The organism is Nocardioides immobilis (genome assembly GCF_003515065.1).
Taxonomy (GTDB): domain Bacteria; phylum Actinomycetota; class Actinomycetes; order Propionibacteriales; family Nocardioidaceae; genus Nocardioides; species Nocardioides immobilis.
On record NZ_QXGH01000032.1, the window covers coordinates 38,328 to 60,469 of the forward strand.

General features: G+C 69.2%; 19 protein-coding genes. 13 read left to right on the forward strand and 6 right to left on the reverse strand.

Annotated elements, in window-relative coordinates:
• Positions 1-15: 15 nt before the first annotated feature.
• Both D0Z08_RS24310 and D0Z08_RS24315 read right to left on the reverse strand, forming a co-directional pair.
• Entirely contained in the window at positions 16-861 is an 846-nt protein-coding gene (locus D0Z08_RS24310; protein WP_118927871.1) for a MaoC family dehydratase, read from the reverse strand.
• Position 862: 1 nt separating this feature from the next.
• Positions 863-2,209 (reverse strand): 3-oxoacyl-ACP reductase, encoded by a 1,347-nt coding sequence (locus tag D0Z08_RS24315; RefSeq protein WP_118927872.1) that lies wholly within the window; start codon positions 2,207-2,209, stop codon positions 863-865.
• A 186-nt stretch (positions 2,210-2,395) separates the two neighbouring features.
• Here D0Z08_RS24315 and D0Z08_RS24320 point away from each other — a divergent pair, with 186 nt between their 5' ends.
• Complete coding sequence (locus tag D0Z08_RS24320; RefSeq protein WP_118927873.1) at positions 2,396-3,676, forward strand: acetyl-CoA C-acetyltransferase; 1,281 nt, start codon at positions 2,396-2,398, stop codon at positions 3,674-3,676.
• Between the two features lie 69 nt (positions 3,677-3,745).
• Here the strand turns inward: D0Z08_RS24320 and D0Z08_RS24325 are convergent, their stop codons facing one another.
• The 4 genes from D0Z08_RS24325 to D0Z08_RS24340 all read right to left on the reverse strand — a co-directional run bounded on the left by D0Z08_RS24325 (position 3,746) and on the right by D0Z08_RS24340 (position 9,956).
• On the reverse strand, positions 3,746-4,447 hold the full coding sequence (locus tag D0Z08_RS24325; RefSeq protein WP_118927874.1) for a TetR/AcrR family transcriptional regulator: 702 nt from the start codon (positions 4,445-4,447) through the stop codon (positions 3,746-3,748).
• 153 nt (positions 4,448-4,600) lie between these two features.
• Positions 4,601-7,612, reverse strand: coding sequence for a S8 family serine peptidase (locus D0Z08_RS24330; protein ID WP_118927875.1), 3,012 nt, complete (start codon positions 7,610-7,612; stop codon positions 4,601-4,603).
• Between the two features lie 197 nt (positions 7,613-7,809).
• Complete coding sequence (locus tag D0Z08_RS24335; RefSeq protein WP_118927876.1) at positions 7,810-9,339, reverse strand: ATP-dependent DNA ligase; 1,530 nt, start codon at positions 9,337-9,339, stop codon at positions 7,810-7,812.
• A gap of 26 nt (positions 9,340-9,365) precedes the next feature.
• Complete coding sequence (locus tag D0Z08_RS24340; protein WP_118927877.1) at positions 9,366-9,956, reverse strand: TetR/AcrR family transcriptional regulator; 591 nt, start codon at positions 9,954-9,956, stop codon at positions 9,366-9,368.
• 76 nt (positions 9,957-10,032) lie between these two features.
• Here D0Z08_RS24340 and D0Z08_RS24345 point away from each other — a divergent pair, with 76 nt between their 5' ends.
• The 12 genes from D0Z08_RS24345 to D0Z08_RS24400 all read left to right on the forward strand — a co-directional run bounded on the left by D0Z08_RS24345 (position 10,033) and on the right by D0Z08_RS24400 (position 22,142).
• The gene (locus D0Z08_RS24345; protein ID WP_118927878.1) at positions 10,033-10,989 is read left to right on the forward strand and encodes a DNA-3-methyladenine glycosylase family protein; all 957 of its coding nucleotides are present in this window, start codon (positions 10,033-10,035) and stop codon (positions 10,987-10,989) included.
• Positions 10,990-11,065: 76 nt separating this feature from the next.
• Positions 11,066-12,025 (forward strand): SCP2 sterol-binding domain-containing protein, encoded by a 960-nt coding sequence (locus D0Z08_RS24350; protein ID WP_118927879.1) that lies wholly within the window; start codon positions 11,066-11,068, stop codon positions 12,023-12,025.
• A 64-nt stretch (positions 12,026-12,089) separates the two neighbouring features.
• The gene (locus tag D0Z08_RS24355) at positions 12,090-12,917 is read left to right on the forward strand and encodes an MlaE family ABC transporter permease (protein ID WP_220454334.1); all 828 of its coding nucleotides are present in this window, start codon (positions 12,090-12,092) and stop codon (positions 12,915-12,917) included.
• 3 nt (positions 12,918-12,920) lie between these two features.
• Positions 12,921-13,793, forward strand: a complete 873-nt coding sequence (locus D0Z08_RS24360) for an MlaE family ABC transporter permease (RefSeq protein WP_245994393.1) — start codon at positions 12,921-12,923, stop codon at positions 13,791-13,793.
• Positions 13,794-13,799: 6 nt separating this feature from the next.
• Positions 13,800-14,843 (forward strand): MCE family protein, encoded by a 1,044-nt coding sequence (locus D0Z08_RS24365; protein WP_118927880.1) that lies wholly within the window; start codon positions 13,800-13,802, stop codon positions 14,841-14,843.
• A complete protein-coding gene (locus D0Z08_RS24370) occupies positions 14,840-15,880 on the forward strand; it encodes an MCE family protein (protein ID WP_118927881.1) in 1,041 nt (346 codons plus the stop codon). Before D0Z08_RS24365 ends, D0Z08_RS24370 begins: the two co-directional genes overlap by 4 nt.
• Complete coding sequence (locus tag D0Z08_RS24375) at positions 15,877-16,857, forward strand: MCE family protein (RefSeq protein ID WP_118927882.1); 981 nt, start codon at positions 15,877-15,879, stop codon at positions 16,855-16,857. Before D0Z08_RS24370 ends, D0Z08_RS24375 begins: the two co-directional genes overlap by 4 nt.
• On the forward strand, positions 16,854-17,951 hold the full coding sequence (locus tag D0Z08_RS24380; RefSeq protein ID WP_118927883.1) for an MCE family protein: 1,098 nt from the start codon (positions 16,854-16,856) through the stop codon (positions 17,949-17,951). The genes D0Z08_RS24375 and D0Z08_RS24380 overlap by 4 nt, the downstream gene beginning before the upstream one ends.
• Entirely contained in the window at positions 17,951-19,165 is a 1,215-nt protein-coding gene (locus tag D0Z08_RS24385; RefSeq protein WP_118927884.1) for an MCE family protein, read from the forward strand. Before D0Z08_RS24380 ends, D0Z08_RS24385 begins: the two co-directional genes overlap by 1 nt.
• Position 19,166: 1 nt before the next feature.
• Positions 19,167-20,264, forward strand: a complete 1,098-nt coding sequence (locus D0Z08_RS24390) for an MlaD family protein (protein ID WP_118927885.1) — start codon at positions 19,167-19,169, stop codon at positions 20,262-20,264.
• Complete coding sequence (locus D0Z08_RS24395) at positions 20,261-20,830, forward strand: hypothetical protein (RefSeq protein WP_118927886.1); 570 nt, start codon at positions 20,261-20,263, stop codon at positions 20,828-20,830. Before D0Z08_RS24390 ends, D0Z08_RS24395 begins: the two co-directional genes overlap by 4 nt.
• A gap of 49 nt (positions 20,831-20,879) precedes the next feature.
• Positions 20,880-22,142 carry a phospholipase D-like domain-containing protein gene (locus tag D0Z08_RS24400; RefSeq protein WP_342772376.1) on the forward strand — a complete coding sequence of 421 codons (1,263 nt, stop codon included), beginning with the start codon at positions 20,880-20,882 and terminating at the stop codon, positions 22,140-22,142.

Sequence of the window (22,142 nt, forward strand, 5' to 3'; positions counted from 1 at the left end):
GACGTGACGTGACGGTCAGAGCGCCGTCGTACGACCGAGCAGGTGGGGGGCGCCCGACTTGGGGTTCACCAGGGCGAAGTCCCAGCCGGCCGGGTTGGCCTCGGCGCCGAAGCGCGCCTTGCCCGGCAGGAAGATCGGCTTCTTGAAGCCGACCTCCACACGGACGTGGTCGGGCAGCCGGTTCTCCAGCGCCGCGACGCAGCGCGCCTTGCTCCACATGCCGTGGGCGATGTGGCGCGGGAACCCGAGCGCCTTCGCCGTCAGCGGGTAGAGGTGGATCGGGTTGCGGTCACCCGAGACGGCGCCGTAGGTGCGGCCGATGTTCTCCGGCACGCTCCACACCGGGCCCTTGGCCTCGATCGACGTGAAGGACGTGCCGGGGTCGCCTTTCTCCTTGTCGCCCTTGCCGACGCGGAGGTACGTCGAGACCGACTCCCACACGACCTCGTCACCGACGGTGCCCGTCACGTTCATGTCCCAGGCGCGCCCCTTGGTGCTGGCGCGCAGGTTGTCGGCCTTCAGCGACAGCGACACGGTCTCGCCGATCGCGACCGGACGGTGCTGGGTGATGGAGTTCTCCAGGTGCACCGAGCCGATGGCCGGGAACGGGAACGCCGCATCGGTCATCAGCTGCATGTGCAGCGGGAACGCCAGCATGTGCAGGTAGGGGACCGGTGCGACGTCCTTGCGCGGGAAGCCGCAGACCGCCGCGTAGCGGTCGACCTCCGAGCGCTCCACCCGCACGTCGTTGCGCTCGAGGGTGAGATCGGGCAGTGCGCCGCCGGTCTTCTTGATCCCGGGAAGCTGGTTCAGGCCCGGGACCGCAGGCAGCGCGGCCTTGAGCATCACGGGGAGCGCCATGTCAGGCACCCAGCATCATCTGGCCGCACACCCGGACCACGTTGCCGTTGACCAGGCTCGAGGCCGGGTTGGCGTACCAGGCGATGGTCTCGGCGACGTCGATCGGCAGGCCGCCCTGTGACATCGCGTTCAGCCGCTGGCCGACCTCGCGGGTCGCGAACGGAACGGCGGCGGTCATCTGGGTGATGATGAAGCCCGGCGCGACGGCGTTGATCGTGATGCCGTCCTTGAGCTCGTCGGCGAGCGAGTCGACGAGACCGATGACGCCGGCCTTCGACGCGGCGTAGTTGGTCTGGCCCACGTTGCCGGCGATGCCGGCGATGCTGGCGACGCCGATGACCGAGCCGCCCTTGTTGATCACACCCTGGTCGAGGAGCTCGCGGGTGATCCGCTCCGGCGCGGTCAGGTTGACGCCGAGGACCTGCGCCCACCGGTCGCCCTTGTCGCTGGGGGACATGTTGGCGAGCTTGCGGTCGCGGGTGATGCCGGCGTTGTGGACGACGACGTCGACGCCGCCGTGCTTCTCCGTGAGGTGGTGCGCGATCCGTTGGGGCGCGTCGTCCTGGCTGATGTCGAGCGTCAGCCAGTCGCCGTCGAGCTCCTTCATCAGGGTCTGCAGCTCGCTGGCGGCCTGGGGCACGTCGAGACCGACGACCTTCGCGCCGTCGCGGTGCAGGGTTCGGGCGATCGCCTCACCGATGCCGCGGCTGGCGCCGGTGACGAGCGCGACCTTGCCGGCGAGCGGCTGGGTCTGGTCGGCCACCTCGGTGACCTTGCCCTTGCCGTGGGCGCCGATCCGGACGACCTGGCCGGAGACGTAGGCCGACTTGGGGGAGAGGAGGAACCCGAGCGTGCTGGACACGCCGGCCTCTGCGCCATCGGCGACGTAGACCAGCTGGACGGTGCTGCCCTTGCCGATCTCCTTGCCGAGGCTGCGGGTGAAGCCCTCGAGCGCACGCTGTGCGACGCGCTCCGAGCCGGAGGTCAGCTCGGGCGGGGTGCCGATGACGACGACGCGCGCGCAGTCCTCGAGGCTGCGCAGGACCGGGGTGAAGAAGTCGCGGAGCGCGACCAGCTCGGTCGAGTCCTTGATGCCGGTCGCGTCGAAGACGAGGCCCTTGTAGCGCTCGCCCTCCGCGGCCGAGGTGGCCGACGCGATGCCGAGCACGTCGAGCAGCCCGGTCAGCGACTCGGCGAGCCGCCCGTTGCCGCCGACCAGCACGGTGCCGTCGACGAGGGGGTCGCCCGCGTTGTAGCGGTCGAGCTTGGTCGGGTTGGGGAGTCCGAGGTTCTTGACCAGCAGCTTGCCGATCGGGGACGAGACGAAGCCCTGGTACTTGTCGCTCATGATGGCGCTGTGCCTCCGCAGATGAGGTCGGCGCTCACGTTGCCACGTGCGCGCACGTTGAATCTAGGTCCACGGGCCGAGCCCGCTCACCGCTTATGTAACTAGATGTGTAACTCTGAGTCCACATTTCGTGACTTGGCCCTCAAACGGTTCTCTCGACGGGCCTGAAGCATGAGGATAGGAAACATGGCTGACTCTGTACGTCGGGCCGCCGTCATCGGCGGTAACCGCATCCCCTTCGCCCGCTCCAACGGGGCCTACTCCACCGCCTCCAACCAGGAGATGCTGACCGCCGCGCTCGACGGCCTGGTCACGCGCTTCGGGCTCGAGGGTGAACGCATCGGCGAGGTTGCCGGTGGCGCCGTGCTCAAGCACAGCCGCGACTTCAACCTGGTCCGCGAGTCGGTGCTCGGCACCAAGCTCGCGCCCGAGACCGCGGCGGTCGACCTGCAGCAGGCCTGCGGCACCGGCCTCCAGGCGATCAATTACATCGCCAACAAGATCAAGCTCGGTCAGCTCGACTCGGGCATCGGCGGCGGCGTGGACACCACGTCGGACGCGCCGATCGCGATCTCGGAGAAGCTCCGCAAGAAGCTGATCCAGCTCAACAACGCGCGGTCGACCAAGGACCGGCTCGCCGTGCTGGCCACGATCCGCCCCGGCGACATCGGTCTCGCGATCCCGTCCAACGGCGAGCCGCGCACCAAGCTGTCGATGGGTGACCACCAGGCCCTGACGGCGCTGGAGTGGCAGATCGCCCGCGAGGCGCAGGACGAGCTCGCCGTCACCTCGCACCACAACCTCGCCCAGTCCTACGTCGACGGCTGGCAGGACGACCTGGTCACGCCGTTCCGCGGCCTCGAGCGCGACAACAACCTGCGGGCCGACTCCTCGCTGGAGAAGCTCGCGAAGCTCAAGCCGGTGTTCGGCAAGGGCGAGGCGGCCACCATGACCGCGGGCAACTCGACCCCGTTGACCGACGGCGCGTCCGCCGTACTCCTGGCCTCCGACGAGTGGGCCGAGGAGCACGGGCTGACCCCGCTCGCCTACTTCGTCGACTCCGAGGTCGCCGCCGTCGACTTCGTCAACGGCCACGAGGGCCTGCTGATGGCGCCGGCGTACGCCGTCCCGCGGATGCTCGCCCGCCACGGCCTCACCCTGCAGGACTTCGACTACTACGAGATCCACGAGGCGTTCGCCTCGCAGGTCCTGTCGACCCTCGCCGCGTGGGAGAGCCCGGTGTTCTGCAAGGAGCGCCTCGGCCTCGACGCGCCGCTCGGCTCGATCGACCGCAGCAAGCTGAACGTCAAGGGTTCCTCGCTCGCCGCGGGTCACCCGTTCTCCGCGACCGGCGGCCGGATCGTCGCCAACACCGCGAAGCTGCTCGCCGAGAAGGGCTCCGGCCGCGCGCTGATCTCGGTCTGCGCGGCCGGTGGCCAGGGCGTCGTCGCGATCATGGAGCGCTGACACCAGGGACGCACACGCGCGGGCCGCTCCGGATTCGTCCGGGGCGGCCCGTGTCGTTCCGGCTGGCTCCTACGACGCCTGGGCGTCGCGCGTGACCAGGGCCAGCGCCGACGACACGACGTAGTCGCGGACCTGCTCGGCCGAGATCTGGCTGACGGTCGGGATACCCGGTGCGGCCTCGCTGACGAGGATCCCGAGACGCGCCAGGTGGAGGGCGCCGAGGCCACTGGCGTACATCGTGTTGGCCAGCACCACCGGGTCGGTGGAGATGGTGAACGCGCCCGAGGCACGGCCCTCGGCCAGCACCTCCGACAGGATCGTCATGCAGGACGTGATCCCGCGGCCGAGGCGGAAGAGCGCGCCCTCGGAGATGTCGTCGAAGAGCTCGTCTCCGGGGCGGACCATCAGCGACTGCGCGCAGTCGACGAACGCAGGGTGGGCCACGCCGTAGTCGATGAAGGATCCCACGACCGCCGCCAGCCGAGCGGGAGCCTCGTCGTGCGCGCCGGCGGCCGTCTGCATCGCCTCGTGCAGCTCGTCGAGGTAGCCGACCAGGGTGAGCGCGAACAGCTCCTCCTTGCCGGTGAAGTGGCGGTAGACGATCGCCCGGTTGATGCCGACCGCGGAGGCGATCTCCTCAATCTGCACGTCGCGCACGCCCTTGGAGTCGAACAGCTCCCGGGTCGCCGCGATGATCTGCTCCTTGCGGGCGCGCCGACGTGCCGCCGCAGCCTTGCGGCGTCCGTCAGTGTGGGGTGCCCGGGTCGCCATAGGAGTAACTGTACGAGATGTGCAACTCAGTGTTGCAACATCTGTGACGTGTCGAACTGCGGAGGCCGTGTCCGCGGACTGCACAGCGCACTCGCCACGAACCGGTCATCGCTGACCGATCGCGGCGAGTGCGCTGTGCAGTACGGACTGGGCCTACGGCACGCCGGTCACCGTCTCGCAGGCCGCCGTGTCGTTGCCGGTGCCTCCGTGGCAGGCGTCTTGACCGTCGTCGCCGAACAGTTGGTCGTCATTCTCGCCGCCCTGCAAGAAGTCGTCGCCGGGGCCGCCCCGCATGGAGTCATTGCCCAAGCCTCCGAACAACCGGTCGTTCTGACCCCTTCCGCGGATGATGTCGGCGCCGGCGACGCCGCCCAGGACGTTGACGAGCGCGTTCCCGTCGATGGTGTCGGCGTGCGGCGACCCGGTGACGTCCTCGACCGCGGCCAGGGCGTCGGCGCCCTCCCCGGTGGCCGTGCCAGTGGCCAGGTTCACCACCACGCCGGCGGGCGAGACCGCGTACGACACCACGTCGACCTGAGGTCCGCCGTTGACGATGTCGTCGCCCAGGCCCGGGATCAGGGTGTCGACGTTCCCCCCACCGAACAGCTCGTCGTTGCCGTCGAGTCCGCGGACCGTGTCGGCCCCTACGTGGCCGTAGAGCCGGTTGGGGCCGGCGTCTCCGGTGAGCGAGTCGTTGAACGCGGATCCTTGCAGGTCCTCCACTGCGGCGAAGCTGTCGCTGCCGTGCCCGCCGCTGCTGGAGTTGGTGTCCAGGTTCACGACCACGGTCGAGGGCGAGCTGCCGTAGTCGGCGATGTCGATGCCGGCCTCGCCCCTGATGTGGTCGTTGCCCTCACCGCCGATCAGCCGGTCGTCCCCGACCCAGCCGTCGAGCCAGTCGTTGCCCGCTCCGCCGTTGATCGTGTCGCCGACGTCGTCGGTGTCGCCACCACCCTGGTTGCCGAGGAGGGTGTCGTCGCCCGGGCCACCCTGGATGGTGTCAGCCTCGGGGCCACCGAACACGGTGTCGTTGGCGTCACCGGCGTTGATGGTGTCGTTGCCCTCGTCCCCGCAGATCCGGTCGTTGCCGCCGACGGAGCTGATGGTGTCGTTGCCCTCGCCGGCGACGATCACGTCGGCGCCCGCAGTGCCGGTGATCGTGTCGGCGCCCGCAGTGCCGAAGATCGTCGGGGTGATGCCCCCGCAGGTGGCTGGGTTGATCTCTGTGTGCAGGTTCAGCAGCCCGGTTGCCGCGCCGAACCCGTCCACCTTGATCCGGTACGTCGTACCGGCGTTCGCGAGGAAGGTGACCAGGCTGCGCAGCCCCGTCCCGCTGTCGTCGTCGAAGTCGACGACCTGGAGGGTGCCCAGGGTGTTGCCGGTGTAGACCGTCAGCGTCGTGTCGAAGGTGGTGGCAAAGCCGCCGCCGTCCTCCGTGGAGATCGTGGCCAGTCCGGTTGTGGAGGGCGTCCAGTTCCACCAGACCCCGTTGTCGATGCTGAACGGCCCGGGCTCTCCTGGCTCCGCATCGGAGCAGACGTTGAAGTCGAAGTCGTTGAACCCGCCGGCCGGCAGGGTCTCGGCATTGGCGAAGTCGTTGTTGTTGACCAGCCCGGTCGCCGCGTCGAGGATGTTGATCCGCTTCCGGGTGGCGCCGTTGTCGGTCACGTTCACCCCCGTGGCGTTGAGCCGGCTGACCGCAGTGGTCCTGGTGATCTGGACGCCGTTGCCGTCCACGCACTCACGCAGCAGCGCGAAGGCACCCGCCACGTGCGGCGCAGCCATCGACGTACCCGACTTGTTGGCGTGGGTGTTCGTGCCGGGGACCGCAGCGTCGATGTCCACCCCGGGTGCCCACCAGTCGGTGGAGGTGCCGGAGTTGGTGAAGCCGGCGGGCACGTCGGAGTCGTTCGTCGCGCTGATCGAGTACACGCTGGTGAGGCAGGCGGGGAAGCTGGAGCCGACCAGGTTGCTGTTTCCGGCCGCGGCGATGACCGCGACCCCAGCGTTCTGGAGGTTCGCGGAGACCGCCTGGGTCGCCGCGAAGTTGGCGTTGTTGCCGTCGCAGACCGCCTCCTGGGCGAAGCCGTCGATCCCGATGCTCATGTTCGCCGAGACCACGTTCGCCCCGCCGTTGCGGCGGTCGAGCACGAACTGGAGTCCCGCGATGATGTCGGAGAAGAAGGCAGTCCAACTGCTTCCGGCGCCGTCCGAGGCGACGTTGACCGCGATGATGCGAGCACCGCGGGCGACGCCCTCGTGACCACCGGTGTACGACGTGCCTGCGGCGATCGACGCCACGTGGGTGCCGTGGTCGCAGTCGGTCGAGTGGGTGCAGTTCTCACCGGCGTCGGCGCCGTTCTGGGTGGTGGTCCCGTTGGGACAGTTGGAGTTCGCAGATCGGCACGCTTCGGCTACCACGCGGCCGGCGAACGCGGCGTGGTCGTTGTCCACGCCGCTGTCGATGATCGCGACCTCCTGCGCCCCGACCGGGCTGCCACTCCATCCGTCGCCACTGGTGCCGGCGAGGTCGAGCAGGTCGGAGTCGATGACCCCGGTCGAGACGTTGAGGGTCGCGGTGGCGAACCCGTCCTCGGCGACCGATGTCACCCGGGGGTCGGCGACCAGGCGGTTGAGGCCTGCGCCGGTCACCCGGTAGGTCGCGAACGGGTAGACCTTGATCCGGCTGAGCTCGCGGGCACCGGGGCCGGCCACCCGCTGCGCGAGCGCGTCGAGCGTCCTGGCGACGTCGGCCTGCTGGGCCTTGCCGGCGCGGGTGGTGAGACCGCGCGGCGGGGTCACCGTCACGTTGACCCGTGCCCATCCATCGGCGGCGATGGTCTCTCGGATCTTGGCGACCTCGCGCTGCGAGAGTCCGTCCGGGTTGACGAGAGGGAGCAGCGGGTCGTCGTCGCGTGCGACGGAGCTCGCGCCCGGAACGTCAGGCCCGTACTCGGCCGACGCCGACGGCTCGTCGAACGCCTCGTCCGCCGGAACCGGGGCCTTCTTGCCGTCCTTGCCCTTGGTGGTCCCGTCACCACCTCGGTGCGGGCTCTCCGGACCGCCCTGCGGGTCCGACGCCGCTGCCTGGTCGTCGCTGGAGGGACGGTCAGGCGGCGCGCCCTGCGCGGTCAGGGTTGCCGACCCGGTCGTCGCGAGGAGCATCGACAGCAAGGCAACGGGGATGAAAGCGGGCCGTCCGGACAGTACGCATAGCGGTGGTCTCCCGTGCTAGTAGAGGCTTGCGGAACGTAACAGCGGGCAACCAGATGCGCGGGGAAAGTTCCACAATTTTGCAACAAATCATCCAGACGGATGAATTGATGCGGGGACACGACGCCGTTGGCCTCCCGCCCGGGGCGCTACCGAGCGTGTCCGGGAAGAAGGGCGCGGATCGTGCTGATGGTGTCGGCATCGTCGGGGCCCTTGTCGTCGCGGTAGCGCACGACGCGTGCGAACCGGAGGGCGAGGCCGCCCGGGTAGCGCGAGGACCGCTGGAGCCCGTCGAACGCGATCTCGACGACCTGCTCCGGCCGGACGGTGACGACCCACCCGTCGTCGGACACCCGCAGCTCCTGGAACCGCTCGGTCTGCCAGGTGAGCATCTCGTCTGTCATGCCCTTGAACGTCTTGCCCAGCATCACGAACCGACCGGGATCCTCCTCGTCGCGGGCGCCGAGATGGATGTTCGAGAGCATCCCGCGACGCCGGCCGGAGCCCCACTCGACCGCGAGCACGACCAGGTCGAGGGTGTGCACCGGCTTGACCTTCACCCAGGCCGCGCCGCGCCGGCCGGCGGCGTACGGCGCTCCGGCGGCCTTGACCACGACGCCCTCGTGGCCGTCGGCGAGCACCCGGTCCGCGAACGCGCGGGCGGCGGCCGGGTCCGTGCCCTGCCAGCGCGGCACCCGGTGCGGCTCGGGTACGAGGGCTTCCAGTGCGGACCAGCGCTCGGTCGCAGGGAGGTCGAGGAGGTCGCGTCCGTCGACGTGCAGGACGTCGAAGAAGTACGGCGTCACCGCGGTGACGCCGTCGGCCGCCGATGCGGTGCGCGCCGCCGTCTCCTGGAACGGCCGCGGGCGTCCGGCCTCGTCGAGCGCGATCGCCTCGCCGTCGAGCACCAGCTCGGAGGCCGGCAGACCGCGGGCCACCTCGACGACCTCGGGCAACCGGTGGGTGATGTCCTCGAGGCTGCGGGTCGCGATCAGCACCTCGTCGCCGCGCCGGTGCACCTGGATCCGGATGCCGTCGAGCTTGGCGTCGACCGCGATGCCGGACGGGTCCGACCCGACCTTCACCATCGCGGCGTCGAGGTCGGGCGCCGACGACGCGAGCATGGGCTCGACGGGACGGCCGACGGTCAGGGCGACCGCGGCCAGCGCGTCCCGCCCCTCGAAGGCCGCGCGCACGATCTTCGTGGCGCCGCCGGCGAGCATCGCCGCGCGCCGTACGTCGGCGACGGGCACGTCAGCCGCCTGCGCGAGGCCCTCGGTCATCACGGCGTCGAGCGCACCCTGACGGACCTCCCCGACGGCGGCCGATCGCAGCCACTGCTGCTCGGCCTCGGTCGCGCTCCCGAACAGGTCGGCCACGGCCGCCGCGCGCTGGGCGACCGAACCCGGCCCGGCCAGGGACGCGAGGTGCTCGAACGCGGCGTCGACTGCCTCGACGTCGAGCGAGGGCGCTGCGGCGGCGGGCGGCAGCGTCTGCAGGCCGCGCCAGCCCAGTCCGGTGCGACGCTGGCGGAGCCGGCCGCTGACGTAGTGGGCGACGAGCTCGCGCTGCCCTGGCTCGGCGCGAGCCAGCAGGCCGGCGATCAGGCTGGTCTTCTCCTTGCGCGACCGCGTGGCGGCGAGCCGGGCGGAGGCGTCGACGATCTCGTGCAGCAACACGCGACCGACGCTAGCCGTGACCGCCGTCAGTCGTGCGTGGCTTCGAGCACGGCGGCCGTCACGGCGCCGCGGATGACCATCTCGTAGACCGCGTCGAGATCGTCGTCGACGTCGCCGAAGTAGCCGGCCACCTCGAGCGAGACGAAGCCGTGGAGAGCGGCGAAGACGGCCATGCCCGTCGGCAGCAGGCGCTCCTCGGGGAGCCCGGCCGAGCGGACCATGACCGCGAGCGCCTCGATCGTGTCGACGGCCGCGCCGAAGAACGCCTCGCGGTCGATCGGCGGGCGGGTGATGGCGGCGTACCGCTGCGGGTGCGACCGGGCGAACGCGCGCAGCTCGTGGCTGAGCACCCGCAGGCCGTCGGCGCCGGCGTGGCCCATCGCGGCCCGTCGCACGTGCTCGCCGAGCAGGCGCATCGCCCGCACCTGGATCGAGGCCCGCAGGTCCTCGAGGTTGGCGACGTGGTTGTAGAGCGAGGAGACCCGGGTGTCGAGCTCGGCAGCCAGCAGGGTCATCGTGAGCGCGTCGTACCCCTCCCTGTCGACCAGGGTCTCGGCCGCCTGCAGCACCGCCTGCTGGTCGAGTCGGGGGCGGCGGGTGTCCGGGGGACTGCTCACGTTTCCTCCTCCCGGATGTCTCTCGTGTGGCGGTGAATGGGTTTCGTGTCCGTCTCAGAGCCTAGTGTTTCTCGTTGTGGAACAGCCGGATGCGACCAGGGTGTGGCGCCCGGACTGGCCGTGCGCGGTGCGCCACGTCCTCGCCCAGCAGCGCCGCGGGGGCGGGGACCCGACCTTGCGCCTGGCCGCGCTGGGGGAGAGGGGCCAGCACTGGCGTGCCAGTCGTACGCCGGAGGGCCCGGTCACCCTCGCGATCGAGTCCCGCGACCCGGCGGGCGAGGTGCGGGCCAGCGCCTGGGGGCCGGGTGCTGACTGGGCGCTCGACCAGCTCCCGGACCTGCTCGGTGCCGCCGATGACTGGTTGGGGTTCGAGGCCCGCCACCCGGTGGTCGCAGAGGCCTGGCGCCGCTATCCGCACGTGCGCCTCGGCCGTACCGCCCGCCCGTTCGAGGCGCTGGTGCCGACGATCATCGAGCAGAAGGTCACCGGCAAGGAGGCGTTCGCGGGTTTCCGCGCGCTGGTGCTGAAGTACGGCGAGCCCGCACCCGGGCCGGGCGCCGCGGTCGGGCTGCACCTCCAACCCACGGCCGAGGTCGTCGCGAACATCCCGTCCTGGGCGTGGCTCGGCCTCCACATCGACCCCGCACGATCGCGCGCCCTCGTCACCGTCGCTCGACACGCCGAGGCGCTCGAACGGATCGTCCGCGGGTCGACGTCATCAGATCTGAGATCGTCGTCGAAGCTCGATCGAGCGGTGCGGAGCGTGCCCGGTCTCGGGGTGTGGACCAGCGCTGAGATCCGGGCGCGCGCGCTCGGCGATCCCGACGCTGTCTCCTTCGGCGACTACCACGTGGCCAAGGACGTCGGTTGGGCGCTGAGTGGCCGGGAGTTCGACGACCGTGAGCTCTCGGACGTACTGGAGCCCTGGCGACCACATCGGGGCCGGGTTCCGCTGCTCCTGGGCGAAGCCGGGATCCGGCGTCCGAGACGTGGTCACCGGGCGTCTCTTCGTGGACACTTTCCCCACGTGTGACGTTTTCTCGTGATATCTGTTACACCGAGCAACAGGCACTCAGCCTGGGAGACATACCGAGCGACAGGGGTGGCGCATGGGACTCGCGAGCATGCTCTCCCACGCCACCGTCGCCGACGCGATGGCCCTGCTCAGCGATACCCCCGCCCCTGACCTGGTCGCCGCCGTCCGGGCCACCTCGGACGCCGATCTCCAGGCGATCATCGACCGTGACGAGATCCGCGAGGCGGCCACCGGGGCCCTCGTCGCCCGGATCGGCGACTTCACCCTGACCGACCAGGTCGCCGGGATCGACGGCCGCGCGCGGATCGAGCTCGTGCACCAGGGTCGCGTGGCGGCGCGGGCCGGTCTGCGGGTCGCCGGCGGCGCCATCACGACGATCCCCGCCGACGACCAGGTCGACGTGACCCTCCGGACCACCGTCCTCGGCCTGCTGCGCCTGGTGTCCGGCGAGCGCAACGCCGGGATGGAGTTCCTGACCGGGCGGCTCGAGATCGACGGTGACGCCGACCTCGCGCTCGCGCTGGGCGGGATCTTCCCGGCTCCGGCCACCGATGGTGCTGCCGTCGTTCCCGTCGACCCGCGAGCCCTCGACACGGTCGAGGTCGCGCGCGAGCTCTCCCACGTCGACATCGAGCACCTCCGGAAGGTGATGGCGTCGGGCTTCCGTCCGGTCGTGCTCGACGAGATCTTCGGCCGGCTGCCCGAGTTCGTGAACCCGCAGAAGTCCCGCGGCCTGCGGATCGTGATCGGCTTCCGGCTGACCGGCCGCACGGACGACATGGTCGACCGCTTCGTCGTACGACTCGACCGCGGAGCGGCCGTGGTGCTGACCGGTGCCGAGGCCGACGCGGTCGGCCGCGACGAACGCAGCGCGACCGTCACCTGCGGCGCTCACGACTTCCTTCGGCTGGCCACCGGGCACCTCAGTCCCGTGACCGGTGTCCTCCGCGGCCAGCTCAAGGTCCGCGGGGACAAGGCAGCAGCACTCCGGCTCGCCGGAGCGTTCGACATCCCGACGGCGATGGCTGGATGACCCCAGCCACGAGGTTCAGCTCCCGATCTTCGTACTCCCGCCTGATGAATGAGAAGGGGCCGCGATGACGGCAGTGTTGCTCGGCGGACGGTCGATGTTCGACAACCTGACCGGCCGGATGAAGGACGGCATCAAGACCACCGGCTCCCTGATGATCCTGGCGGCGGAGTCGATGCGCTTCATCGTGACCGACATCATCTCCCGCAGGTTCTCCTGGTCGGAGTTCCTGCTCCAGTGCTTGTTCATGACGCGGGTGTCGCTGCTCCCGACGATCCTGGTGTCGATCCCGTTCGGAATCATCACGTCGGTCCAGATCGGCGCGGCTGCCAACCAGATCGGCGCCCAGTCGTTCATCGGCGCCGTCAACGGGGTCGGCATCCTCCGGCAGGGCGCGCCGCTGGTGACCTCGCTGATGATCGCCGGCGCGGTCGGGTCCGCGATCTGCTCCGACCTGGGCGCACGCACCGTGCGTGAGGAGACCGATGCGCTGATGGTCATGGGCATCTCGCCCATCCAGCGGCTCGTCGCCCCCCGGGTCCTGGCCGCGTTGCTGATCTCGATGCTGCTCACAGTGATCGTGGCGATGTCGGCGATGACCACCGCTTTCGCCCTCGTGGTCGGCACCGGGCAGATCTCGGCCGGCACCTACCTGGAGTCCTTCGTCGGACTGGCCCAGCCGACCGACCTGTACCTCGCCGAGCTCAAGGCGTTGATCTTCGGCCTGATCGCGGTCGTTGTCGCCGCCCACAAGGGGCTCCAGGCCCGCGGCGGACCCAAGGCGGTCGCCGACGCGGTCAACCAGGCCGTCGTCCTGAGCGTGATCCTGCTCGCCGTGGTCAATGTCGGAATCACCCAGGTCTACGTGATGCTCGTGCCCCAGGGGGTGGCGTGATCCATGGCTAACGTCCAGCCACGAGCCCGCGGAGTGGGTGACCGCCTCTCCGACGGCCTGGTCGGAGTGACCGACTCGGTCATGACGGCGCTCGCCACCATCGGGTACTTCGCCTCCTTCTCCCTGGAGGTCTTCAAGTCGATCCCCTCGACGCTGGCGCTCTACCCCAAGGAGGTGCTCCGGCAGCTCAAGGACATCGCGTGGGGCAGCGGTGCGCTGCTCGTCGGCGGCGGCACGGTCGGCGTCATGGCGTTGCTGTCCGTCGCCGCTGGCACCTCGATCGGCATCGAGGGGTTCAACGGCCTCGAGATCGTCGGCCTGGCGCCGCTGACCGGCTTCATCTCGGCCAGCGCCAACACCCGCGAGCTCGCGCCGCTCATCGCCGCGCTCGCGCTGGGCGCACAGGTCGGCTGCCGGTTCACCGCGCAGATCGGCTCGATGAAGATCTACGAGGAGATCGACGCGCTCGAGGTGATGGCGGTCAGCCCCATGCGCTACGTGGTGACGACCAGGGTCGTCGCCACCATGCTCGCGATCCTCCCGCTCTACCTGATCGGCCTGATCGGCAGCTACGCCGCGTCGCAGATCTCGGTCGTCGTGCTGTTCGGGCAGTCCCCAGGTCAGTACGACCACTACTTCTCGACGTTCATCCAAGGGCGCGACGTGTTCCTGTCGGTGATCAAGATCCTGATCTTCGCCCTGGTGATCGCGCTCATCCACACCTGGTACGGCATGAAGGTCGGTGGTGGCCCGGCGGCGGTCGGTGAGGCCACCGGCACGGCGATCCGCGCAAGCATCGTGTCCATCGTCGTGCTCGACATGGGTCTCACACTTCTCTTCTGGGGCGGCGACCCCGGCTTCCGGATCTCGGGGTGATGACACGTGGCTAGAGATCTCCCACGTCACACGCTCGCCCGGCGCGGTCTCATCGTGCTGGTCGGGCTCGCGGTGATCGCTGCGCTGGTGTCCTTGCGGACCAACGGGACCTTCGGGACGAAGCCGCACGTGTCGACCGTGGTGACCGACGCCGGAGGCGCGTTGCGCAAGGGCTCCGACGTCAAGATGGCCGGCGTCCTTGTCGGCAAGGTCAGCTCGGTGGAGCGGGACGATTCCGGCGGCGTCCTGATCGACATGGAGATGTCGGAGGAGGACCTGGACCACGTTCCTGCGAACGTGGTCGCGCGGATCCTTCCGGCAACGGTGTTCGGTACGACGTTCGTCGACCTGGTGGTGCACGGGACGCCGGCCGAGGACAACCTCGAGGCCGGGGCCGAGGTGGAGGCCGACACCAGCCAGGAGACGCTGGAGTTCCAGCAGGCGCTGGACGACATCGACCGGCTGGTCAAGGCGCTGGGTCCGGCCGAGCTGGCATCGGCGATCGGCTCGGCCTCGCAGGCGCTGCAGGGTCGTGGGGACCAGCTGGCGGCGACGGTGAACACATTGAACTCGTACCTGGGGCGCCTCAACCCGCGGATGCCCGCGGTGCGGGAGGACCTGCAGGCGTTGGCGACCACGATTCGCGTGATGGACGAGACCGCGCCGGCACTGCTGGACGCGACCGAGGACGCGCTGGTGTTCACCAACAGCCTGATCCAGCAGGAAGCGGCGTTGACTGCGTTGCTCACCGGCGGCACCGAGCTCGCCGAGACGTCGACCGCGTTCCTCGCTGACAACCAGCAGCGGCTGGTGCGGTGGATCCGCGGCATGGGCGGTTTCATCGACGTGCTCTACGACAACCGGCGGGTCGGCATCACCGACGCCATGACCCTCAACCTGGCACTCGGCAACAAGCTGCCCACGGTCGTCAAGGAAGGCTTCATCGATGCCGACGCCACGCTGAACACCGACCTCCCGCCGTACTACGGCGGCGGAGATCGTCCGTCGTACCGCACGAGCTTCGGCTCGATGGTGGGAGGTGACCAGTGACCGGCATCAAGTCAGTCGCCGCCAAGGTCGCGGCGTTCGTCGTCGTGACCCTCCTGTTGCTGATGCTGCTCGTCAACACGATGAACAACGGCGTGTCCGGCGACAAGAACGAGTTCAAGGCCGAGTTCTCCGACGTCACCGGGCTGACCGTCGGCGACGACGTCAAGGCCGCCGGCGTCCGGGTCGGTCAGGTCACCGGCATCGAGGTGACCGACGACGGCGCCATGGTCGACTTCGTGCTCGTCGCGGACCAGAAGATCTACGACACCACCAAGATCATCATGCGCTACCAGAACCTGCTGGGTCAGCGCTATCTGCAGCTGCGGGAGGACGACTCTCGTGGGGACGAGCTCAGCGACGGCGCGAGCATCCCGATGGCCGTCGACCACGGCCCCCCCAACGACCGGTGGCGCACCAGCGCCGGCTTCGACCTGACCGAGCTGCTCAACGGCTTCCGTCCGCTGTTCGAGATCCTGCAGCCGGGCGACGTCAACCAGCTGGCGACGTCGCTGGTCAAGGTCCTCCAGGGCGAGGGCGGCACGATCGAGGGCCTGCTCGGACAGACCGCGGAGCTGACGAACTTCGTGGCCGACCGCGACGACGTGATCGGCGACGTCATGACCAACCTGACTCCGGTCCTCGAGAACCTCGCCGGGCAGGGCGGCGAGCTGCGGGCCACGGTGGTCGAGCTCAAGAACCTGATGACCGGGCTGGCGCGTGACCGCAAGTCGATCGGTTCCTCGATCGACGGCATCAGTCAGCTGGTCGGCGCGACCAGCTCGTTGCTCCGTGACGTGAAGGCGCCGATGACGCGGACCTCGGACCGGCTCGCGGCGGTTGCCGCGATGTTCGCCGAGTCGCGCGGAGAGCTCGAGGACTCGCTGGCGGCGTTCGGCACCATCTTCGAGTCCCTCGGAAGACTCGGGTCCTACGAGAACGCCCTCAACGTCTATCTCTGTTCGTTCACGATCAAGATCGGAAACCTCGGGGTCAACCCCGAGGGCGGGGACGGACCCTGGTCGGAGGTCTGCCGATGAAGCCCATGAATGCACGAGACCCGTTCAAGACCGGGTTGGTGGGCGTCGCGATCCTGCTGCTGATGGGCGTGGGTGTCGTCGTTCTCAGCGTCACCAACTTCGGCACCACGAGCTACACCGCGGAGCTCGAGCACACCGGCGGCCTGCGCACCGGGGAGGACGTGCGGGTCCATGGCGTCAACAAGGGCAAGGTCACCGGGATCACGCTCGAGGGCGACATGGTGATCGTGGACTTCGTCGTCGACAGTGACATCGAGCTCGGCTCGCGGACGCAGGCCGACGTCAAGGTGGCAACGCTCCTCGGCACGCACTACCTCGAGGTCGACCCCAACGGCAGCGGCGAGCTGGCTGACGGCACCATCCCCCTCGCCAACACCGGGGTGCCCTACAACCTCCAGGACGTCCTGGAGAGCGGCGCCGGGGCACTCGACGAGCTCGACCCCGAGCTGCTCGCCGAGGCGCTGACCCAGATGGCGGGCACGCTCGGTGCGTCCCAGGACCAGATCCGGCCGGCGCTGGAGGGCGTTGCCCGGCTGTCGGAGGTCATCGCGACCCGTTCGGACCAGGCAGGTGAGCTGCTCACGGCTGCTCGCAGTGTCACCGACCAGCTCGCGGCCAGCAGCGGCGACATCATCGCCATGATGAAGCAGACGAACCTGGTGATCACCGAAGTGACGTCTCGGCGTCAGGCGATCCACCGGCTGCTGGTCGAGACGACCGAGCTTGCCCGGGCGCTCGAGTCGATCGTCGCGTCGACCAGGGGGAAGCTCGAGCCGGGGCTGCGCGATCTCAACGACGTGATCAGGTTCCTCAACCAGCAGGACGAGGAGCTCCAGCACGTGCTCGACGTGATGGCCCCAGCTGTGCGCTACGTCGCCAACGCTGCCGGCAACGGACCGTGGGTCGACCTGTTCATCCACGAGCCAGGCATTCCCGCCGACGACACGGCGTGCCGACTGCGAGGTGACTGCACATGACGACGCAGGCCAGAGGGAGGATGACCGTGACGGTCGTCAAGGACGCGCCGCGCGGCAGCCGCTCTGGGTTCGCCCGGGGGATCGGGCTCGCCATGCTCGCCATCGTGGTGCTGCTGACGGCGGCGTGCAGCTCAGTGCCGGGCGGCGGTGGGAAGAAGGAGATCAACGCGTACTTCGAGGACTCGGCCGGTCTGTTCGTCGGCAACGACGTCGGCATCCTCGGCGTGGTGGTCGGTGAGATCACCGCGATCGAGCCGGACGGCGAACAGGTCAGGGTCACCCTGGAGATCGACGACGACTACAAGGTCCCGGCCGACGCCGGCGCCGTGGTGGTCGCCCGCTCGGTCGCGACGGACCGGTACGTCGAGCTCACGCCCGTCTACCAGAAGGGCCCCGAGCTCGAGGACGGCGACGAGATCAAGCTCGCGCGCACCCGGACGCCTGTCGACTTCGACCAGGTGCTGGCCTCGCTCAACGACTTCGCAACCGGGATCTCGAGCTCGAAGAAGGCAACCAAGGCGATCAAGCGGTTCATCAACCAGGGCGCCGAGACCCTCAAGGGCAACGGTCCGCTGATCAACCAGACCGTCCACGCCCTCCAGGAAGGCGTCAACGGCCTCCACTCGCAACGCGACAACCTCTCGTCCACGCTGGAGTCCCTGGACGTGCTCCTCGCCGCGGTCTCGGCCAACCAGGACACGGCGCGGACCTTCATCGACCAGGTGACGAAGGCGGCGGACCTGCTGGCGGACGAGCGGCACAACTTCCGCACAGCGCTCCGTTCGCTCGACGATGCCGTCACGGTGGTTGCGCAGTTCGCAGTCGACAACCGTGAGCAGATCGTCGAGGCGCTCGACGGCTCGACCCGGCTGATGAGGACGATCCTCGAGAAGCAGCGGTCACTCACCGAGATCCTTCGGGTCATGCCGCTCGCATTGCAGAACCTGGACCGCGCCAGTCACAACAAGCGCTTCAAGACCGTGTTCGACCCGTTGGTCCTCACCCCCTTGGGCGGGATCCTGCAGGACATCTGCGACCGGTTGCCGCCTGCCATCTGTCAGCTGATCGGCACCGACCCGCTGGGGGGCAACTGATGAGCAAGTGCACGATCAAGGGCGTCGTGGCCGCTACGGCCGCCGCCGGAGTGCTGCTGGCAGGATCGGGCTGCTCGACGACGATGCGGGACCTTCCCATCCCCGGCACGGGCGTGTCCGGCGACACGATCGAGATCAAGGCGGAGTTCGACGAGGCGCTCAACCTCGCCGAGGGTGCCCCGGTCAAGGTCAACGGCGTCGACAGCGGGAAGGTCACCTCCATCACGATCGACGACTACACCGCGATCGTGACGATGGACGTCCGCACCGACGCCAAGCTGCATGACGGCGCCACTGCCCGGCTGCGCTACACCACGCCGCTCGGTGAGCTGTTCGTCGACGTGACCAACCCGCCGGAGGGCAAGGAGATCGGGGACGGGGCCACGCTCACCCTCAAGGAGACGGAGACCGCACCCACGGTGGAGGACGCGCTCACGCAGGCGTCGCTGCTGATCAACGGCGGCGGGCTCGACCAGCTCCAGACGATCACCGAGGAGCTCAACACCGCGCTCGGAGGCAACGAGGATGACATCCGTCTGCTGCTCAACCAGGCAGCGACCTTCCTCACCCAGGCGAACGCGACGACCTCGAGCATCGACGTCGTGCTCACGTCCCTCGACTCCCTGTCAGGGACGTTGAGCGACCGGGAGGAGACGATCAACCGGGCCATGCAGGAGATCCGGCCGGCGGCCGCCGTTCTGCGCCGCGCGACCCCCGAGCTCACGGGCCTTCTCAACGCGGTCGAGCGGTTCTCGAGCGCGGCCAACAACACCGTCAACGCCACCCGCCAGCAGCTGTTCGCGCTGCTCGCCGAGACCGAGCCGGTGCTCGCGGAGCTTGCGTCCAACCGGGGCCGGTTCAAGGAGATGCTGCGCAGCCTGGGCACCGCTGCAGATGCGCTCCGCAGCGTGGTTCCGGGCGACTACGGGTCGATCGCACTCGACCTGCACCTGGATGGGATCCAGACCGGCAACCTGTCGGCACTCCAGGGCCTGCTCGACCTGATCGGCATCACGGCGCCGATCGCGGACGTCCTCGACCAGCTCGGCCTCAGGGGTCTCCTCGACCGTCTGCCGCTGCGCACGACCAGCACCCCGGGCTCCGACACGCCGGCCGGCAGCACCACGCCGTCCGGTGGGCCGGGCGGCGGGAATCCGACCCACCAGCTGTCGCTCGGAAGTCTGCTCAGCGGGCTGACCGGGGGAGGGGCCTGACATGCCGAGCTTGCGCAGCATCCTCACCGACCGCCTGTACCTCAGTGCGGTGGGCGTCGTCCTCGTGTTCATCATCGCGATCTCGTACATCTTCGCCGCCGTGCTCGACCAGCCGCTGACGTCGCGGGCCGTGACCGTCGATGTCGAGCTCGAGCAGACCGGCGGTCTGTTCGAGGGCTCGGCCGTCACCTACCGCGGTATCAAGGTCGGCAAGGTGACCGAGATCGTGCCCACTGACGACGGTGTGGTCGCGACGGTCCGCCTGAGCGCGGGCACCGACATCCCGAAGGACGCCTTCGTCCGCGTCCGCAGCCTGTCGCCCGTCGGTGAGCAGTACCTCGACTTCCAGCCGGAGTCGACTGACGGACCGTTCCTGGAGACCGGCGACGAGATCGGGGCAGAGTCCACGGACCTGCCGGAGAGCCTGAGCGAGACGGTGGTCGCTGTCCAAGGTGTGCTCGACCAGATCGACGACAAGAAGCTCCGGGTCGTGCTGGGGGAGCTCAGCACGGCGCTCGCCGGCACCGGCGACGACCTGGGCCGGATCCTCGACCAGGGCACCGACCTGCTCGCCACCCTCGACGCGGTGTGGCCCGAGACGAACCGCGTGATCACCAACGCCGGCACCGTCCTTCGGATCGTCAGCGACAACGAGGGCAACCTGCGCACGCTGGGCACGAAGGCCAAGCAGTTCGCGGCGTTCCTCCGCAGCTACGAGCCCGAGTGGCAGCGGGTCCTCGACCGCACTCCGGGTCAGATCGACGACCTGATGGAGCTGATCCGCGACGCTAACGAGGTGCTCCCTGGGTTCCTCGACGCCGGCGTGAGCTTCACCGACGTGGTGATGTCCTACGAGCCTCACCTACGCAAGATGCTCCAGGCGTACCCGCGAGGTCTCGGTGCGTTGGTCGCGGGCATTCACGACGGAAAGCTGCACCTCGAGCTGATTCCCGTCCGCACGGCTCGCTGCGACTACGGGACGACGCGGCACGAGCCCTACGACCCGGAGCGCTACGCGTTCCAGACCGGGGGCTCCTGCTCGGCCTCGTTCGCCCGCCTCCAGCGCGGTGCCGCCCACGCCCCTGGTCCGGTCCGATGAGCGTCGAGAAGGTGGTGGAGGACGACCAGCAGCGCGAGAAGGTCTACCGGCTGGTCATCCTCGCGCTCGTCGGTGTCCTCGTCGCGACCTGGGTCGCGGTGATCTGGCTCGTCCAGGGCAAGAACAGCGCGGAGGAGGAGCGCGACAAAGCGGAGGAGCAGGTCGACTCCTACGCCGTCGGTCCGGAGGCGCAGGCTGCTGCCGAGGAGATCCTCGGCGTGATCACCTCCTACGACTACCGCGAGATCGATGAGGTCCGCGACAACTGGACCAGGTACCTCGCGGACGACCAGAAGGACCACTACGCGAACGACGTCATCCCCAATCTGGTGAAGGCCGTCAAGCTCACCAAGACCGTGGCCGTTGGTGAGGTCGTGCACTCGGCGTACACCCTCGTCGACGACGACCACGTCAAGGTCCTTGCCTACGTGCGCCAGAGGATCAGGTCCAAGGACGACCCCAAGGGCGTGCTCGACGCGGAGTGGTACTCGATCGCGATGGTGCGCGAGGGCGACGACTGGCTCGTCGAGAAGGTGAACCCGTTCGACGTTCCGCCGCCCGAGTAGCGAGCGGGTCGCGACGTCGCGCGATCGCCTGCCCACTAGATTGACGCGTGTGGACAGGCAGGACGGGCGCGAGGGGATGGGACTCTCCCGGCTGATCCGCCGACTCCTGCTGACGATCCTCGGGATCCAGATCGGCCTCGCGGTCACCATGTCACTGGTCGACTCCTACCGGCGTCGTGGGAAGAAGCCCAAGCCGTTCCCCACCCGGGACCCGGAGACGGTCACGGTCGGCGACGGCGAGGTGACGACGTACACCTTCGGTCGCGACCTGTACGACGACATGATCGCGGCCATCGACGGCGCGCAGCGGCAGGTCCTCTTCGAGACCTACATCTGGAAGGGCGACGCGACGGGCGAGCGCTTCAAGCGCGCGCTGGCGGCGGCCGCGGACCGTGGCGTCGAGGTCTACTGCATCTACGACGGCTTCGCGAACCTCGTGGTGGCGCCGACGTTCAAGCGCTTCCCGTCGTCGATGAAGGTGCTGCGCTACCCGGTCTACTCCGCGGGCTGGCGGTTCTTCGACCTGCGCAGGTACGGCCGCGACCACCGCAAGATCCTGGTGGTCGACGACCACACCGGCTTCATCGGCGGCTACAACATCGGCTCCGCCTACGAGACGGAGTGGCGCGACACCCACGTCCGGGTCACCGGGCCGGCGGTCTGGGACCTCAAGCGTGCGTTCGCCGACTTCTGGAACCTCAACCGCCGGCGCCGCCTCCGCGCTTCCGAGCGCCCGCTGCTGCTCGAGACCGCCTCCACCTGGGAGCCGTTGATCCGCGTCCAGCGCAACGTGCCGCGGCTGTGGGTCTTCCCGATCCGGGGGATGTATCTCGAGGCCATCAACCGCGCCAGCCGCAACGTCTGGCTGACCCAGGCCTACTTCCTGCCGGACCAGGACTTCGTCGACGCGCTCAAGGACGCCTCCCGGCGCGGTGTCGACGTACGGCTCCTGCTGCCGCTCAAGTCCAACCACATCGTCGCCGACTGGATCTCTCGCGGCTACTTCAGCCAGCTGCTCGACGCGGGCGTGCGGATCCTCCGGTTCCGGGACGCCATGGTGCACGCGAAGACAGCCACCGTCGACGGCACCTGGTGCACGGTCGGCACGGCCAACATCGACCGGCTGAGCCTCCAGGGCAACTACGAGATCAACCTCGAGGCGATCGACAAGGCGCTCGCCGTCCAGCTCGAGGAGATCTTCCTGGTCGACCAGGCGAACTGCCTCGAGCTCACCAGCGAGGAGTGGGAGGCGCGCGACCTCCACCGCAAGTTCACCGAGGCCTTCCTCCAACCGCTGCGACCCCTGTTGTGA